This window comes from uncultured Mucilaginibacter sp. (assembly GCF_913773635.1).
Classification (GTDB): Bacteria; Bacteroidota; Bacteroidia; order Sphingobacteriales; family Sphingobacteriaceae; genus Mucilaginibacter.
Genome location: NZ_CAJYGQ010000006.1, coordinates 542,035 through 559,126 on the forward strand (window position 1 = coordinate 542,035; position 17,092 = coordinate 559,126).

At 40.6% G+C, this 17,092-nt stretch carries 14 protein-coding genes; 6 read left to right on the plus strand and 8 right to left on the minus strand.

Annotated elements, in window-relative coordinates; all coding sequences use genetic code 11:
• Positions 1 to 15 precede the first annotated feature (15 nt).
• Positions 16 to 786 (minus strand): 23S rRNA (guanosine(2251)-2'-O)-methyltransferase RlmB, encoded by a 771-nt coding sequence (gene rlmB, locus QZ407_RS07705; protein ID WP_295769377.1) that lies wholly within the window; start codon positions 784 to 786, stop codon positions 16 to 18.
• A 233-nt stretch (positions 787 to 1,019) separates the two neighbouring features.
• On the opposite strand from rlmB, the gene dnaB reads away from it, so the two are divergent.
• Positions 1,020 to 2,579: a replicative DNA helicase gene (gene dnaB, locus QZ407_RS07710; protein ID WP_295769379.1), complete on the plus strand. Its 1,560-nt coding sequence runs from the start codon at positions 1,020 to 1,022 to the stop codon at positions 2,577 to 2,579.
• A gap of 5 nt (positions 2,580 to 2,584) precedes the next feature.
• On the opposite strand, the gene chrA is transcribed toward dnaB, so the two are convergent.
• The gene (gene chrA / locus QZ407_RS07715; RefSeq protein WP_295769380.1) at positions 2,585 to 3,784 is read right to left on the minus strand and encodes a chromate efflux transporter; all 1,200 of its coding nucleotides are present in this window, start codon (positions 3,782 to 3,784) and stop codon (positions 2,585 to 2,587) included.
• Positions 3,785 to 3,891: 107 nt separating this feature from the next.
• A complete protein-coding gene (locus QZ407_RS07720) occupies positions 3,892 to 4,236 on the minus strand; it encodes a tetratricopeptide repeat protein (RefSeq protein WP_295769381.1) in 345 nt (114 codons plus the stop codon).
• 252 nt (positions 4,237 to 4,488) lie between these two features.
• Here QZ407_RS07720 and QZ407_RS07725 point away from each other — a divergent pair, with 252 nt between their 5' ends.
• Together QZ407_RS07725 and QZ407_RS07730 are read left to right on the plus strand one after the other, a co-directional pair.
• Positions 4,489 to 5,091 carry a bifunctional nuclease family protein gene (locus QZ407_RS07725; protein ID WP_295769382.1) on the plus strand — a complete coding sequence of 201 codons (603 nt, stop codon included), beginning with the start codon at positions 4,489 to 4,491 and terminating at the stop codon, positions 5,089 to 5,091.
• A 182-nt stretch (positions 5,092 to 5,273) separates the two neighbouring features.
• Complete coding sequence (locus QZ407_RS07730) at positions 5,274 to 6,533, plus strand: nucleoside permease (RefSeq protein WP_295769383.1); 1,260 nt, start codon at positions 5,274 to 5,276, stop codon at positions 6,531 to 6,533.
• Positions 6,534 to 6,607: 74 nt separating this feature from the next.
• On the opposite strand, the gene QZ407_RS07735 is transcribed toward QZ407_RS07730, so the two are convergent.
• The 3 genes from QZ407_RS07735 to QZ407_RS07745 form a co-directional block, all read right to left on the minus strand.
• Complete coding sequence (locus QZ407_RS07735) at positions 6,608 to 7,219, minus strand: porin family protein (protein WP_295769384.1); 612 nt, start codon at positions 7,217 to 7,219, stop codon at positions 6,608 to 6,610.
• 82 nt (positions 7,220 to 7,301) lie between these two features.
• Positions 7,302 to 8,732 carry a TolC family protein gene (locus QZ407_RS07740; RefSeq protein ID WP_295769385.1) on the minus strand — a complete coding sequence of 477 codons (1,431 nt, stop codon included), beginning with the start codon at positions 8,730 to 8,732 and terminating at the stop codon, positions 7,302 to 7,304.
• A complete protein-coding gene (locus QZ407_RS07745; protein ID WP_295769386.1) occupies positions 8,732 to 9,409 on the minus strand; it encodes an ABC transporter ATP-binding protein in 678 nt (225 codons plus the stop codon). The genes QZ407_RS07740 and QZ407_RS07745 overlap by 1 nt, the downstream gene beginning before the upstream one ends.
• A 236-nt stretch (positions 9,410 to 9,645) precedes the next feature.
• Here QZ407_RS07745 and QZ407_RS07750 point away from each other — a divergent pair, with 236 nt between their 5' ends.
• The 3 genes from QZ407_RS07750 (at position 9,646) to QZ407_RS07760 (ending at position 14,410) form a co-directional block, all read left to right on the plus strand.
• Positions 9,646 to 10,833, plus strand: coding sequence for an aminotransferase class III-fold pyridoxal phosphate-dependent enzyme (locus tag QZ407_RS07750; protein ID WP_295769387.1), 1,188 nt, complete (start codon positions 9,646 to 9,648; stop codon positions 10,831 to 10,833).
• 290 nt (positions 10,834 to 11,123) lie between these two features.
• A complete protein-coding gene (locus QZ407_RS07755; RefSeq protein WP_295769389.1) occupies positions 11,124 to 13,400 on the plus strand; it encodes a glycosyltransferase family 4 protein in 2,277 nt (758 codons plus the stop codon).
• Entirely contained in the window at positions 13,400 to 14,410 is a 1,011-nt protein-coding gene (locus QZ407_RS07760) for a glycosyltransferase family 4 protein (RefSeq protein WP_295769392.1), read from the plus strand. The genes QZ407_RS07755 and QZ407_RS07760 overlap by 1 nt, the downstream gene beginning before the upstream one ends.
• An 87-nt stretch (positions 14,411 to 14,497) precedes the next feature.
• Here the strand turns inward: QZ407_RS07760 and QZ407_RS07765 are convergent, their stop codons facing one another.
• Together QZ407_RS07765 and QZ407_RS07770 are read right to left on the minus strand one after the other, a co-directional pair.
• Complete coding sequence (locus QZ407_RS07765; protein ID WP_295769394.1) at positions 14,498 to 15,964, minus strand: glycoside hydrolase family 130 protein; 1,467 nt, start codon at positions 15,962 to 15,964, stop codon at positions 14,498 to 14,500.
• A 189-nt stretch (positions 15,965 to 16,153) separates the two neighbouring features.
• A complete protein-coding gene (locus tag QZ407_RS07770) occupies positions 16,154 to 17,074 on the minus strand; it encodes a DUF58 domain-containing protein (protein WP_295769396.1) in 921 nt (306 codons plus the stop codon).
• Positions 17,075 to 17,092: the final 18 nt, after the last annotated feature.

The window sequence follows — 17,092 nt, forward strand, 5'->3', positions numbered from 1 at the left end:
CCAGGGGCTTTTTTTTTATTGTCCAGCCGTTCTTTGTCTTACTGCCTCGTACAATATAATTCCTGCAGATACAGAAACGTTGAGCGATTCAATTTCGCCAAACATTGGAATTTTGGCCAGATGGTCTGAAATCCTGATTATATCATTTCTTATACCATCTTCTTCCGAGCCCATTATTACAGCTGTAGGCACAGTGTAATCGGGCTTGTAAAGGTAATCGTTGGTTTTTTCGGTACAACATACCAGTTGTAAACCCGACTCCTGTAAAAAACGTACAGTTTGCACAAAATTTTCGTGGCGGCAAACAGGTATTTTGTAAAGTGCGCCTGCTGATGTTTTAACACCATCGGCATTAATTTGCGCCGAACCCTTAGCTGGTATTAATATGGCATGCACACCGGCACATTCCGCTGTACGCGCTATAGCTCCCATGTTGCGCACATCGGTTATGCTATCCAGCACCAATATAAGCGGCACCTCACCTTTTTCATAAATTTCAGGTATAATGTTTTCAATCCGTTGATAGGTAATTGGCGAAATTACAGCTACCGCACCCTGATGATTTTTAGTGGTCATGCGGTTCAGTTTCTCTACCGGAACAAATTGAGCCGTAAGCTGATATTCAGCTACAGTTTCCTTAAGCTCCTGATAAAGCTGACCGGTTAATCCGCGCTGTATGTAAAGCGCTTCAATATCCTTTCCCGATACAATGGCCTCAATAATAGCCCTTATGCCAAAAATAAATTGCGCGTTGTTACTGCGCCGGGGTGGATAATTGTCTGCCATGTTTTTATAAAAATAAGATGCCAAAAGTACACATTATTACGGGCAAAATGCGTTCTATGTAAATAAGAGCAGATGGTTTACATAATCAATACAAAATTGGTGTGAATAATTTGAACACTAAGCCGTTAAAAACTTTTCAACAGCGCTAGTGAGTAATTAAAGCAAATTAGTGTTAAGCCACCACCTCTATTTTGTATATTTTTGCTCCCCCACTATTTCTGGAGAAACCCATAATGATATTTGAAAATAACAACCGTACAGGCAATGATCGTCGCAGTAAAACTTATGCTGCAAGTAACATGCTCGCTGGTAAGCTGCCCCCTCAGGCCCGTGATTTAGAGGAGGCTGTACTTGGCGCGCTGATGTTAGAAAAAGATGCATTGTCTTCGGTTATTGACGTGTTGAAGCCGGAGGTGTTCTATGTTGAATCGCATCAAAAAATCTTCAACGCCATTCGTATACTTTTCGAAAAAACATCACCTGTTGATATTTTGACTGTTACCGCACAACTGCGCATGCAGGGTGAGCTTGAAATGGTAGGTGGTGCATTTTACATTACTGAACTTACCAACCGTGTAGCTTCGGCGGCTAACATTGAATACCACGCCCGTATAATTATTCAAAAATATATTCAACGCGAGCTAATACGTATATCAACAGATACCATTAACCTTGCGTATGAAGATACTACGGACATTCTTGAACTATTAGACCGTGCGGAAAAAAACCTTTTCGATATAGCTCAAAACAACCTAAGGCGCGACTCGCGTAAAATGGATGATTTGATGCAGGAGACCTTAAAGGAAATTGAGGAGCTCAAAAATAAGACTGACGGGCTTACAGGTATAGGTACGGGCTTCACTGACCTAGACCGCATGACATCGGGCTGGCAAAAATCAGATTTGGTTATTATTGCTGCCCGCCCGGCAATGGGTAAAACGGCGTTTGTATTAAGCTGTGCACGTAATGCCGCCGTTGATTTTAATAAACCTGTAGTAGTGTTTTCTTTGGAGATGTCGTCGGTTCAGTTGGTTAACCGTTTGATATCGGGCGAGGCGGAAATTGAGCAGGAAAAAATCAGAAAAGGTAAAATGGAGGAGTGGGAATGGCAACAGATTCACTCTAAAATTGGCCGCTTAGAGGCAGCCCCTCTTATTATTGATGACACACCGGGCTTAAATATATTTGAGTTCCGCGCAAAATGCCGTCGTTTAAAATCACAACATGATATTCAATTAATCATCATCGACTATTTGCAGTTGATGACGGGTAAGGTTGACGGTAAAGGCGGAGGTAACCGTGAGCAGGAAATTGGTAGTATATCTCGTGCCCTTAAAATGGTAGCCAAAGAACTACAAGTGCCGGTAATTGCGCTTTCGCAGTTGAGCCGGGCAGTTGAGAGCCGTCCAGGTGGATCAAAGCGTCCAATGTTGTCTGACTTACGTGAGTCGGGCTCTATTGAGCAGGATGCCGATATGGTGCTATTCCTTTATCGTCCGGAATACTACGGTTTGGAGTTTGACGAAGACAACAACCCAACTAAAGGGGTTGGTGAAGTTATTATAGCCAAGCACCGTAATGGTGAAACCGGTACTGTAAGGCTTAAGTTTGTGGGCAAGTATGTTAAGTTTGCCGATTTGGAAACCAGCATGGACAATTATCTTCCACCGGGTGGCGGCGGCGGAAATGCATTCTCTGGCTTATCCCCATCACAGGGTTTTGACAGTAATCCGGGCAACATTATAATCAGGCCTTCCCGTATGGATGACATGGATGATGAAGCTCCTTTTTAAATAAATTAAATTAACAATCCTAATACAACGCCTGCCAAAATAACGACAGGCGTTTTTATTTTAGTAAAGTACAGGAGACAGAAAGTGCAAATCATAATAAGGTAAGACATCCAATCGGTACCGAAAGGTGCTACCAACAGGATTAGTGCGGTAGCCATAAAGCCTACTGCTACGGCATTTATACCACTGAGCGAGTTTTTAATGCGTGTAATCTTTTTCAAATCTTCCCAAAACGGAACTATAAAAAGTATTAAAATTAAGCCTGGCAAGTTGATGCCGATAACGGCTACTATACTACCAATAACCTCACCAGCAATTCCATAGCCCTTGTTACCTAAAGTAATTGCTCCAACAAATGAAGTAAATGAAAAGGTTGGTCCCGGTAAGGCCTGTTGAAGTGCGTACCCCGACAAGAATTCAGCATTGCTTAAGTAATGCTTTAATTCAACAAATTCGGTATACATCAACGGTACCAATACTTGCCCACCGCCGAAAATCAGAATACCGTTACGATAAAAGTTTTCAAACAAACGTACTGGCAAACTAAACGGTGAAGTTCTGTTGATCAACGCACCCAGTGCGCCAAAGAATAATAGTATGCCAATAAAGTAACCTACCTTTTTGGGGTTTACATTTGAAAACAACTTAACCCTTATGGCGTCTTCCACAGGTTGTGTTTCGAATGCTGATGATATGATGCCGCCAAGCAAAATCAGTAGCGGAAACGCATAAGGGTTTTGCAGTATAAGTGTCGCTATTAATGAGCCCGTTGCCAGGTAAGCGCTTACCCTGCTATTGACTATCTTTTGCGCAAATGTTACAGCAGCATAAGCAACAATACCAACGGCGGCAGGCCGTATGAAATGTAAAATGTCATTTATTTTTCCTGTAGAGGCAAAGGTTTTGTAACCTATTGCAGCCAGGCACATAATAGCTGCTGAAGGCAAAACCCAAATTAAAAAAGTTAACAAGGCCAGCCGCAACCCTCCTACCTTCCAGGCAACGCCAACGAGCGTTTGGGTTGACGATGGTCCGGGCAAAATTTGCGATAAAGCACTCAACTCCATCAGCTCTGCTTCCGTAACATACTTTCTCTTTTCTACAAAATCACGCAGCAATATAGCTACATGCGCCTGCGGCCCGCCAAATGTACTGAAGGTGTAAACCAAAGTATCGCGAAGAAAAAGCAGCTGGCGGTTTTTCAATGGACGGGAGTGTTGTTAATGGAATAATTGTTTAAGTAACGGATGATTACCAGTAGAATAAGCTTTATTGATTGTTAAAAATGATCTCCGTTTGCCAACTCAGGTTGCTAATAGTCATCATCATCGTCGTCATATAAACCTGAAGCCTGGTTATACGCAGATTGTAGTTCCGACAGCGCATGATTATCTCGTTTTTGACGGGTTATTTGCATGCCTTGCTGATAGGTTCTCAATGCATCTTCCTTGCGGTTCAACTGTTCATATAGCTTACCCAAATGGTAATAGGTGCCGCTATAGTTGGGATGATTATTAACCAGTCCTTCAAAATACTTAAGGGCATTATCAGTGTCTTTGAGTTTTAAATATTCAGTTGCTAAAGCATATTGAACAAACTCGTCATTAGGCTCGCTTTGTAAAAATTCGAGCAGTTTTTGTAAGCGGTTAGCCTGCATTTTAAACTGTGTGTTTTTTGTGTACTTTTGCCAATAAGGCCGCAAAATTATGCTGCCTGCTGTGCAAATGTAATGTTTGGCGGCTATAGCATCAACCTTGTAACAGTTATCACGTTTGTGCGGGCATATAAAATTGCCTTTTCTGCAACAAACCCGGGCTTAACAGGTTTAAGGGATTATAGTAGCAAACAGTTAGTACGGCATAAAATATGCTATACAGCCGTTAAAGGTTAAGTTGTGATGGGTAATAACATGAAAAAAATAAAGCTCGATATTGTTGGTTTATCTTACAGCCAAACACAATCGGGTGCATATGCTTTAGTTTTAGGCGAAGTTAGCGGCCGTCGCCGGTTGCCCATAATAATAGGCAGCTTTGAGGCGCAGGCAATTGCCATTGAAATTGAAAAAATGACGCCCAGCCGCCCGCTCACCCATGATTTATTCAAAAGTTTTGCGCAGGCTTACAGCATCAACATCCAGGAAGTAATTATTTACAACCTGGTTGACGGGATTTTTTATGCCAAACTTATTTGCTCTGACGGCAAAAAAACAACCGAAATTGACGCGCGTACCTCAGATGCTATTGCAATGGCTGTTAGATTTTCATGCCCCATTTATACACATGAGTTTATATTATCCACCGCGGGTATTGTAATTGAAGGTAACGATTTTGTTTATTTGGAAAATCTGAGCGAACCCGGTGAAGAAAAGCAAGCAGCTGCAGGTAGTGTAAACAATTATACATCACTAAGTACTGATGAATTAAAAAACCTGCTTAAAGATGCACTTAATGAAGAAGCATACGAAAAGGCGGCAAAAATCAGAGATGAACTTAATAAGCGCAAAGCATCTTAAATTATACTGCATAAGGTTTATTTATTGCTCTTGTGGCAATAACTTCCTCGTGGATTGATAAGTTGCCATGTGCGATAATATTGCAGTTTTCTTACGCGAAAATCTTTTTCATATCGCAATATTTATCTACTTTTCCCCTTTAATTAAAACTATTATTACCCGATTAAACTCTTCGTGCTTTTATGAATATTAAGTCACGCTTAATACTGATGAATTTTATGCAGTTTTTTATATGGGGAGCGTGGCTGCTCACCATTGGTGCATATTGGTTTCAAAACAAACAGTGGTCGGGTGCACAGTTTGGTGCAATATTTTCAACCATGGGCATATCGGCTATAATTATGCCTGCCCTCACAGGTATAATTTCAGATCGTTTTATTAACGCCGAAAAGCTTTACGGGATCATGCATATAGGCGGCGCACTAACATTGCTTTGCCTGCCATTAGTTGGCGACCCATCTACATTCTTTTGGGTTATGTTGCTCAACATGATCTTTTACATGCCAACGTTGTCATTATCCATCACTGTGGCTTATTCTGCACTTAAGGGCAGCAATCTTGATGTGGTTAAAGACTACCCACCCATTCGCATTTGGGGCACTATTGGCTTCATAGCCGCGTTATGGACGGTGAGCCTGACACACAATGAAACATCGGCAAATCAGTTTTACATCGCTTCGGGAGTTGCCCTGGCCCTAGGCTTGTACTCATTCAGCTTGCCTAAATGTCCGCCGCAATTAAGACTAAGTGAGAAGCGCTCATTTACCGAAAGGTTAGGACTCAATGCCTTTGCCTTGTTCAGGACTCCACGCTTTGCCATATTTTTTGCTTTTTCAATGTTGCTGGGTGCAGCACTTCAATTAACCAATGCTTATGGTGATACTTTTTTACATGACTTTGAAAAGGTAGATGCTTATAAAGATGCTATTGCTGTGCGTTACCCAGCTATCATCATGTCAATTTCTCAAATATCTGAGACGTTGTTCATATTAGCTATTCCCTTCTTCCTTCGAAAGTTTGGCATCAAATACGTAATGCTGTTTAGTATGCTTGCATGGGTATTGCGTTTTGGGCTATTTGCTTTTGGTAATCCTGCAGACGGTTTATGGATGATTGTGTTATCGTGCATTGTATACGGTATGGCTTTCGACTTTTTCAATATCTCTGGATCATTATTTGTTGAAACGCAAACTACACCAGCTATACGTGGTAGCGCGCAGGGCTTGTTTATGATGATGGTAAACGGCTTTGGCGCCCTGTTTGGTAGCTTTGCCAGTGGTTACCTCATTGATCACTATTTTACACTTGCCGATAAAACTAAAGACTGGCAAGGCATCTGGTTAACTTTTGCAGCTTACGCGCTCATCATTGCTATTATATTTCCTTTTGTGTTCAGGTACAAGCATAACGCGGCTTTAGAGCATGCTATAAAACACGCTTAATGACAGTGTTATATAAAAACAAAGGCATCGCTAACTAATAGTGATGCCTTTGTTTTTTAGTGATTTGGTATGCCTTACATAGCAAATAAGCGATAGCCAACAGTGAAATTGAACATATTCAATCTTACATCCGCATTACCTTCGCCGTTTTTTACTTTGTTTAAGCCCAACTCATAACGTAAATCAAGTGATAAGCGTGAAACGTCAAGTCCGGCACCAAACTGCCAAGCGTAATTTTGGTCCTTAACACGCAGGCGGCTAGCATTACTGAAAGCATCACCTACGCTTTGGTCATGACTTACTGCAAATGATACCAACGGTCCTGTGTTAAAACGCGTACCAACTCCCATTAAGCCAAAACGCTTACCAATTAATAAAGGAAGGTCAATGCTTCTGAATTTCGCAGTGTTTTCGGCACGGGCACCAGAATCGTAAAATTTTACGTTCTTTGATGTGTAATATAACTCCGGCTGGAAATGAAGCCCGCCAATACCTATACGGCCCCATATACCTGCGAGATATCCTGCCCTGTTATCGGCACTTAGAGTTTTCTCGGTAGAAAATGCAGATAAGTTTACACCGCCTTTAATGCCTATATTAACGTTAGGCATCAGTGGAACAGTTTGAGCTTTTGCTGATGCAACAATGCCCAATGCTCCAATGATCATATAAAAAAGTTTCTTCATAGTAGTGTAGTGTATGATTATAGCGTTAACAATGTTTGTTAACTTTTGTGCTATAAAAATTTATCTACACCTTTCAACTTGCTTAAAAGCTAAGATTGCCGCGGTAATAAGCCAGTATTTTTGTCCGTATATAATAATCGTAACGGGCATTGATAAGGTTGTTGTTAGCCCTGTCTAAATTATTTTTTGATACAATGTAATCTACTGAAGTTAACGCTCCCTCATTAAACCTAATTGTAGCCGTACGAAATGATTCTTTGAATGCATCAACCTGCTCATTTAAAATCTGCAGTCTGTCGTACGCCGATGTCATGTTTAAATAGGCCTGTTCAACATTTTGCTTCAGCTGGATACGGGTATTTTCTTCAACGTAACGTGCTTCTGATAAATCAATTTTTGCTAAAGCTACCCTGTTACGACTTTGAAAAGCATTTAGAATTGGAATTTGCAATCCGATGCCAACCTGTGTTGTGTAGTTGTTTTTGAATTGATTGTAATAGCCAAGGCGCTCATTAGTATAGTTTTGGTTAAAAGCATATACCGGTTGGTTGCCAGTTGGCGTTTTTATGAAGCTACCCGTGTTTATCTCCGTCGAATCAACAAGTACCGAACGACGTGCAGCACTTGAATACCGGGTAGCTACGCCACCAAATAACGAAAGCGTTGGATACATTAATCCTTTTGTAGCCTTTACCTTTTTTTCGGCGCTCTGCCTGCGTAACGCAGTGGCCTTTACCGTAGGCAAATTTGAGAGTGCTGAGCTGTAAACGTCGTCTGCTGTTTCACTGAATTTGCTTAATGGCAGCTGCGTAGCATCAATTCGTTGCAATTTTATGTTTTTGGAGAATGGCACGTTCATCAACATGAGTAAGTTCAGCTTTGAGGCTTCAAACGCATTATTAGCGTTTATTACCGATAACTGATCGGTAGACTGCTGGCCGCGTACATCAAAATAGTCAGAAGGCTTTACTGCACCATTATCTTTCATAACCTGCAACCTTTGCACTTGTTGCTTCGATACCTCCAACTGATTGTTTGCGAGCGTTAGTAAATCGCTGTTATTTATGGCCTGCAAATAAGTTGTAATTACATTGAGGGTAATGTCGTTTTTTGCCTGTTCAAAATCCATTTTACCTGCCTGGTAGGCAAGTGATGTTTGGCGTATGCTATTTTGAATAGTCATGCCGTTAAAAAGAATTAAGTTGGCGTTGGCGCTATAATCGGCCGATGTAATTTGCTGGTTCAAATAAGTGTTGGTGAAGGGATCGAGGCTCCGGCCCGTACTTAAACCGTGGTTAACACTGCCGTTAAAGGTTGGCAATAAATAAGCGCGCTGCTGCTGCCAGTAAACACGGCCACGTTCCATTTCCAGCTCACTGCGTTTAACAGTAAGGTTATTTTGAATAGCAATTTCAATACATTGCTGAAGGTTTAGCGTGCTGTCGGGCGTTTGGCTGTAAACACAGGAAATCCCTACGAATAAGAATAAAAACAAAAAACGCATTTTACTCATCACAGGTTCAAAGTTGAGTCAATTTTACCATCAAGAAGATTGATAATGCGTGAACCATAACCGGCATTTTTTTCAGAGTGGGTTACCTGTATAATAGTTACGCCTTCTTCTTTATTCAATTTTTTAAACAGATCCATAATCTCTTCCCCTTGCTTTGAGTTGAGGTTTCCGGTAGGTTCATCAGCAAGAAGCAATTTTGGTTTGGCTATGAGCGCACGTGCAATACCTACCAGTTGTTGCTGTCCACCTGATAACTGTGCCGGGAAAAGGTCTTTCTTCCCAACTATATTAAATTTATCTAAAGCATCCGCCACCAATGCCTTGCGCTCGGCGCTTTTTACATCCTGATATAAAAGCGGAGTTTCAATGTTTTCGTAAACAGTTAGCTCATCAATTAAGTGATAGGCTTGAAATACAAAGCCAATATTTTGTTTATAGAGCATTGAGCGTTGTTTCTCTTTAAGCTGATGAACCGGCTCATTTAAAAAGTATTGATAACCTTCAGAGGGCTGGTCGAGCATACCTATAATATTAAGTAGTGTTGACTTTCCTGACCCGGAGGGGCCCATGATGGATACAAATTCGCCCTGGTCAATATCAAGGTCTACCTTGTTTAGTACATAGGTTTTATTGCCGCCCGTATTGTAGTATTTAGATACTTGTTTAAGTGATAACATGGATGTAAAATTATAACAGTGCCAGTAAATTTCGCCCGCTAACTAATTCTTAAAGGAGATTTTTGTACCACTATCATAATGTGCTTATAATCAACGGTTTTTATTGATTCACCTAATGGCCATTGTTCGTTTGTGCAACAACAGTTGTTCGGTTGTGATACAGTGAATACAGGCTTTACGCTATTCAGTATTGGCACGATGTCAGCTTACCAGATTGTAATTTGTATTTTTGTAACATGTTAACGCTACGCCAGCTCTTTCTTAATAATAATGCTCAAACTACCGATTTTCCTTTATGCCTGGAGTTTGAGCGTGCCGAGGGTATATACATGTACAACCATGAAGGTAAGGCGTGGATTGATTTAATCTCTGGTATAGGCGTTAGCAACATAGGACACAGAAATCCGCAGGTAATTAACGCCATAAAAGATCAGCTTGATAAATATATGCACCTGATGGTTTATGGTGAGTACGTGCAAACCCCACAGGTGCGTTTTGCCGAAAAGCTTGCTTCTTTACTGCCGGAAGCATTGCAGTCTGTATACTTTACTAATTCGGGTGCGGAAGCAATTGAAGGGGCTATGAAGCTGGCCAAACGCTTCACCGGCCGTAGTGAAATTATTGCCTGCCATAACGCTTATCATGGCAGCTCGCAAGGTGCTTTGAGCATTATGGGGAATGAAGAGTTTAAGCAAGCATACAGGCCGCTGTTACCCGGAGTAAGATTTATAGAATTTAATAACGGTGATGACCTTTGTAACGTAACTGAGAATACCGCTTGTGTGATTATTGAAACCATACAGGGGGAAGCTGGCATAAGGGTTCCTGATGCTGAGTATATTTGCAAGTTACGTAACAGGTGCTACGAAACAGGTACACTGCTGGTATTGGATGAAAATCAAACGGCTTTTGGCAGAACGGGTAAACTTTTTGCTTTCGAGCATTTTAATATTATTCCTGATATACTGGTTTTGGGTAAAGCGCTTGGCGGTGGAATGCCACTGGGGGCATTCGTTTCATCAACAGACATTATGGGTGCATTGAAAAATAATCCCATACTTGGGCACATTACCACCTTTGGAGGTCATCCTGTATGCTGTGCATCGGGGTTGGCCTCGTTGAATGTTTTACTTGAAGAAAACCTGATTGATACAGTTGCAGAAAAGGAAACCTTGTTTAAGCAGTTGCTCACTCATCCGGTAATTAAACAAATTAGAGGTAAAGGGCTAATGCTGGCTGCTGAACTGGACAGTTTTGATTTGAATAAAAAGATAATAGATAAGTGTATTGAAGATGGTGTTGTAACCGATTGGTTTCTGCATTGCAGCAATTCAATGCGTATTGCGCCCCCCCTAACCATTAACCATAAACAAATTAAAGATGCGTGCAGCATTATCATCAATGCTGTGAATCATTATGTTTAGGTTTTAATCCTACCTCAATTTTTATTTCTCCTTTGCTTTTTGCCCCACCGTTTTGATATACCTTCTACTACCACGGCCACTGAGCTAAAAAGCAACTTAGTGTATCATAAACACCATTTTTGAAGCTAATTGGTATAGTTTATGCACATATATTCATGTATTCGCTAATTACGAGGGCTTGCGCTGTATTTACAGCATTTTGGACGTTGGGATGCCCTCTTTTTAAGTCAGAAGTGTATGAATTCTGTCTTTTAACTTGAATAATTCAAAAATCTATCTATAAAAATAAAATGAAAATTGCCTACATCTCCACCTATCCGCCACGTGAGTGCGGTATAGCTACGTTCAACCAAAACCTAATGCGTGCTATCAGTGCTAATTTTCCTGAACGAAAATCATTATCACAAGGAGGCTTTGTAGTTGCTGTAAATGATTCGGAAAATTTACAGGAGTATGAGTACCCGGAAGAAGTAAAATACGTTATCCGTCAAAACCACCAAAAAGATTACATACGTGCCGCCAATTTTATAAATACCAGTTCGGCAGACGTATGTATAATGGAACATGAATTTGGCATTTACGGTGGCGAAAGCGGTATCTATATTTTGCCGTTATTAAACCGTTTGGAAAAACCGCTGATTTCGATATTACATACCGTATTACGCGAACCAAGCTACGTACAGCGTATCATAGTAAGAGAGATTGCAGAACAATCAGCCAAAATAGTAGTAATGAGTCAGCGCGCAGTTGAATTTTTGACTACCATTTATGAGATACCTGCTGAGAAAATTCAGATTATCGAACACGGTGTTCCTGATTTGGAAGCACCTGAAAACAATCCGGTACAAAATATCAGCGCATTCAAAAATAAAAAGGTACTACTTACCTTTGGTTTAATAAGCCGTAACAAAGGACTGGAAGTTGTTATTAAGGCTTTACCTAAAATTGTAGCCAAACACCCCGATGCGATGTATGTGGTGCTAGGCAACACTCACCCGGGTGTGGTTAAACACTCAGGTGAAGAATATCGTGATTATTTAAAAAGCCTGGCTGCGCAGCTTAAAGTTTCAAATCACTTAACTTTTATCAATAAGTTTGTTGCCGAAGAAGAGCTGATTAATTACTTAACAGCAGCTACAGTTTACGTTACGCCTTATCATAACGAAGCTCAGATCACAAGCGGTACCTTATCTTACGCAGTGGGTTCAGGTGCAGCGGTAGTATCCACCCCATACTGGCACGCAACTGAATTACTAGCCGATAACCGCGGACGCTTATTTGATTTTAAAGACGCCGAGTCATTGTCTGAAACTGTAAACAGCCTTCTCGATAATGAGCAAGCACTTAATGAAGTTAAGCAAAATGCATACGAATATGGTTTACATCTGCGTTGGCCGGTAATTGGTGCAGAGTACATTCGCATTGCACAGGAATCAGTTAGCCGTCATGACTTCCGCGATAAAATTTTACGCAACAGCATTGTTGATCCGGAGATAATGCCTGCATTTAACCTGGCTCACATTTTACGCCTTACCGATGATACCGGTATAGTACAGCATGCTAAATATGGCATACCTAACTTAAAAGAAGGGTATTGCCTTGATGATAATTCACGGGCGCTTATTATGGCCTTAATGGCTTATCAGCGTAACAAAAGCCCTGAAGCGCTTAACTTGCTGCCAATATACCTCAGCTACATACATTACATGCAAACTGATGACGGTAACTTTCGCAACTTCTTGAGTTTCGATCGCCGTTATTTGGATGAGGTAGGTTCTGAAGATTCTTTTGGTCGTACCATTTGGGCATTAGGTCATTTGATTGGCTGCGCAGCGCACAATTCTTACCGTGAGTTTGCTATGGAGTTGTTCCACAGATCATATCCTCACTTCCAAAAGCTTGAGCACATACGTGGTATGGCTAATACCATCATTGGTATATCTCTTTACCTGAAAGCTATCCCTACTGACGAAGGCATGGTGAATGAGCTCATTCGCTTAACAACACCTTTAGTTGAAGCTTATAAAAAAACGTCATCACCTGAATGGCATTGGTTTGAAGACGTTATGACCTATGACAACGCTATACTTCCGCTTGCTTTATTACATTCTTGCGAAATAACCAGCAACGAAGAAGTTAGAGCAATTGCAATGGAATCAATGGCATTTCTTGACAAATTAACCTTGTCTAACGGCTATTTAAGCCCGATAGGTAATGACGGATGGTATTATCGTGGAGGTACCTTCCCAACTTTTGACCAACAGGCAATTGAAACCATGGCTATGGTATTAATGTACTTCCAGGCGTATGAAACATTACGTGAACCGGAATACATCGAAAAAATGTTCTTAAGCTATAAGTGGTTCTTGGGCGAGAATACATTACGTGCTCCGTTATATGACCACGAAACCAAAGGTTGCTGTGATGGTTTGATGCCTACCGGTATAAATCGTAATCAGGGTGCCGAAAGTACACTGGCTTATATGATATCACATTTAACAGTGCTTAAAGCATTTGAGCTTGAATATGAGTACAACAAATTTGGGCAAAAAATAGAAGTTTGCTAATGAGGGTTGCCGTTCTATCTCCCGTTGCCTGGCGTACACCACCAAGGCATTACGGACCATGGGAACAGGTAGCTTCAAATATTGCCGAAGGTATGGTTAAAAAGGGTGCACAAGTCACCCTTTTTGCCACCGGCGATTCTATAACTGCTGGTGAGCTGCAATCTGTATGCGAAACCGGCTACGAAGAAGACCGCTCGCAGGATGCCAAGGTGCTTGAGTGCCTTCACATCAGCAATCTCATGGAGCAAGCCGATAGGTTTGATATCATTCATAACAATTTCGATTTTTTACCGCTTACCTACTCGGGTTTAATAAAAACGCCTGTTATAACAACTATACACGGCTTTTCATCACAACGGATAATTCCGGTGTACAAAAAGTATAATGCAACTTCGCATTATGTTTCTATAAGTAATGCCGACCGTAGCGCTGATTTAAATTACCTGGCAACAGTATACAATGGTTTAGATGTAACCGATTTTAGTTACATACAAACTGCGGAAGATTACCTATTGTATTTTGGCCGTATTCATCATGATAAGGGTACAGCCGAAGCCATTGATATTGCGCGCAAAAGTGGTAAAAAACTACTGATTGCAGGGATTATTCAGGATGCAAATTATTACCGCGAACGTGTTGAACCGTTTATCGATAATGAGCAGATTGTTTATGTTGGACACGCAGGCCCTGAGGAGCGTCAGAAATTATTAGGTAAAGCTTCTGCCCTGCTTCACCCAATTAATTTTAATGAGCCGTTTGGCATGAGCGTAGCAGAATCAATGCTTTGTGGTGCACCTGTTATTGCATTTAACAAAGGCTCGATGCCTGAGTTAATTAATCACGAGGAAACCGGCTACCTGGTTAACACGGTTGACGAGGCTGTTGAATGTGTTGCTCAACTACCTGAAATTAACAGGCAGGAATGCCGTGATTGGGCAGTATCAAAATTTTCAAGCGAGAAAATGGTAGATGACTACTATGAACTCTATCGCAAAATACTGGAGCAGTAATCATTTATGTCCGAACAAAAAAAGCTTACCAATTTGGTAAGCTTTTTTTGTTCGGACATAGTCCAAAGTATTCTGTTATTTGCTGGCTTAAACGCCATCTGATTTTAACCTGTTGAGCAAAGTTTTTAAATCAACTTCGGCAAATGATGATGAATAATCTGACAAACCGTAAGGTAATATAAGCTTATTGTTATGTACTATTGAGCCACAAGAGTAAATCACGTTAGGTACGTAACCTTCGCGCTCTTCGCTGTTAGGTAGCAACAATGGCTCTTTTAAACGCCCTATTTCAACTGATGGATCGTCCAGTTTAAGTAGGCTGGCACCTAATACATATTTACGCATAGGGCCAACGCCATGGCTAATAATCAACCATCCCTCTTCAGTTTCAATTGGTGATCCACAATTACCAATTTGTACAAACTCCCATGCAAACTTAGGCTTTTGCAGCAGTTGCGGATTTTCCCATATGTTGATTTTATCAGAGTACATGATGTAGTTGTTACAGCCATCAATACGTGATAACATGGCATACTTACCATTAATTTTACGTGGAAATAACGCCAGGTTTTTATTCTGAGATCCGGCTCCGTATAAAGGCATAATACGAAAATTCAGGAAGTCATTGGTTTGAAGTAGTTTTGGCATTATCAACGAGCCATCATAAGCGGTATATGTGGCGTAATATGATGAGCTTCCGTCTTCATTGTAGAATTTTACAAAGCGGGCATCTTCAATACCTTTACGTTCGTACTCTGAAATTGGGAAAATAACACGATCAGATATATCAGTATCTAAGGAAAATACAATCTCGTAATAGGAATCGGCAAGCCATAAAACCTTGTCATACTCAAGCCTCCTCATGTCATCACCCTGAAGCTTTTGCGAATCGAGGATTAACCGGCGAAGGTTTGAATACTCAAAATGATGATCAAGCTTGCTTTCCAGCTCTTTAAGTACGTCAATATTTATTTGGGTAGTAATGGCCTTCTCAAAAAACAGCTTTTTATTATAAACTGCATTACGTACAATCTCAGCTTCGTCAATGTAGTTTCCCGCTGGCAATACAGTAATGTTGTTATGCTTGTCAAAAAGCGCGCGTCTGAAGGTAATTGATGATATGTGACCTTCTCCTACTGCCCTAAAACTCATTATTACACGGCGCTCTCCTTCTTCCAAATCGCTTTGGTCCGGATCATCTATAATGGAAGGATTAAAGAACGCTGCGGATTCAATTGAATATTCGTGGGTGAAATAAGAGCCGATAAGTAATTTACGATATACGCTCAGACTGTCAAAATCAATTCCCAGCTCAATAAACAAGTTTTTCAATTTGGCGCAGTGGCGGTTTAAAACTCTCGTAATATTACGATGCCGGCTTGAGTACTCTTGTAGCAAGGGCGATATAAGTCCGAAAATTTGATCTTCCGGAACATCCATAACCCGTTGTATTACTTCTTTTGAACGTTCGTTACCGTTAAAAAAGAATCGGGCAATAACACGCTTAGAATCGGGGTTTACTTTTACAGCCTTACGCTCGATAGAAAGTCTCATATAGGGTTTGTATATATTTATAACAGTGGTGGCAAAATTACAATTGCTTTAACCGAAAATGCAATTATAATTCAGCTTTAATAGTTGTCATAATCTACACAAATTATAGTGCTTAAGGTTTTATGTTTTTTATTTTAAACCATAAATGGGGTATTGTTGCCTTGCTTTTGATAAATAATTAACGGTTAATTAAATAACTTTATTCCGTTTGATGAGATAGGCCTTAAGTATGGCGTTATATCCCTCATGTATATTGGCGTCAATAATGTCAACTTTATACTGCGCACACTTTAGTTGAAGCTGATGCCTGTAGCTGCTGAGTGCTGCCTGGTAACTTTCTCGTACACGGCCGGGATGCACCTTCACCTCTTCCCCACTTTCCATGTCAACAAAGTGGTGTGGGCGGTTAGCAAAGTTGAAGTCAATCTCGTTTACATTATCGGCTACATTAAATATAATTACCTCATGCTTGTTATATTTTAGATGCTGTAACGCCGAGAACAAAGCATGTGACTTTTCTTCATTAATGCTGTTTTCAAGCATATCGCTAAAAATGATCACCATTGAACGTTGGTGCACTTCTTCGGCCAGGTGATGAATTACATTAGATAAATTGGTTTGCGCGTTTGTTTTAGGATGATCGTATGCTTTTTGCAATTCGGCAAATAGATAAAACAGGTGTGTAGATGTAGATTTGACAGAACTTAACCAATCAATTTTTTCAGAAAATAAGCTTAAACCAAAGGCATCACGCTGTTTTTTAAATAGGTACATAAGCGATGCTATAGCGTATATAGAAAATTGAAGTTTACTTGGCTCCTTTTGCGGATAGTTCATTGAGGATGATGTATCCAGAAGCAGGTAGCACCGTAAGTTTGTTTCTTCTTCAAATTGCTTAACGAAAAGCTTATCAGTTTTGGCAAACAACTTCCAATCAATGTTCTTAACCGATTCGCCATTATTGTATAGCCTGTGCTCGGCAAACTCAACCGAAAAGCCGTGAAAGGGACTTTGGTGTAATCCGGTTACAAAGCCCTCCACTACCTGCTTTGCAAGTAGTTCGAGATTTGCTAACTGACGTATTTCCTGATTGGAGTTAAGATTGGCCATTGCAACTAATTTAAACAA

Coding starts and splice junctions, on each gene's coding strand:
- QZ407_RS07760 (WP_295769392.1), top strand. CDS start 13,400: ATGAGGGTTGCCGTTCTATCTCCCGTTGCCTGGCGTACACCACCAAGG.
- QZ407_RS07745 (WP_295769386.1), bottom strand. CDS start 9,409: ATGTTATCACTTAAACAAGTATCTAAATACTACAATACGGGCGGCAAT.
- QZ407_RS07740 (WP_295769385.1), bottom strand. CDS start 8,732: ATGAGTAAAATGCGTTTTTTGTTTTTATTCTTATTCGTAGGGATTTCC.
- QZ407_RS07750 (WP_295769387.1), top strand. CDS start 9,646: ATGTTAACGCTACGCCAGCTCTTTCTTAATAATAATGCTCAAACTACC.
- QZ407_RS07755 (WP_295769389.1), top strand. CDS start 11,124: ATGAAAATTGCCTACATCTCCACCTATCCGCCACGTGAGTGCGGTATA.
- rlmB (WP_295769377.1), bottom strand. CDS start 786: ATGGCAGACAATTATCCACCCCGGCGCAGTAACAACGCGCAATTTATT.
- QZ407_RS07730 (WP_295769383.1), top strand. CDS start 5,274: ATGAATATTAAGTCACGCTTAATACTGATGAATTTTATGCAGTTTTTT.
- QZ407_RS07770 (WP_295769396.1), bottom strand. CDS start 17,074: ATGGCCAATCTTAACTCCAATCAGGAAATACGTCAGTTAGCAAATCTC.
- QZ407_RS07720 (WP_295769381.1), bottom strand. CDS start 4,236: ATGCAGGCTAACCGCTTACAAAAACTGCTCGAATTTTTACAAAGCGAG.
- dnaB (WP_295769379.1), top strand. CDS start 1,020: ATGATATTTGAAAATAACAACCGTACAGGCAATGATCGTCGCAGTAAA.
- QZ407_RS07765 (WP_295769394.1), bottom strand. CDS start 15,964: ATGAGACTTTCTATCGAGCGTAAGGCTGTAAAAGTAAACCCCGATTCT.
- QZ407_RS07735 (WP_295769384.1), bottom strand. CDS start 7,219: ATGAAGAAACTTTTTTATATGATCATTGGAGCATTGGGCATTGTTGCA.
- QZ407_RS07725 (WP_295769382.1), top strand. CDS start 4,489: ATGAAAAAAATAAAGCTCGATATTGTTGGTTTATCTTACAGCCAAACA.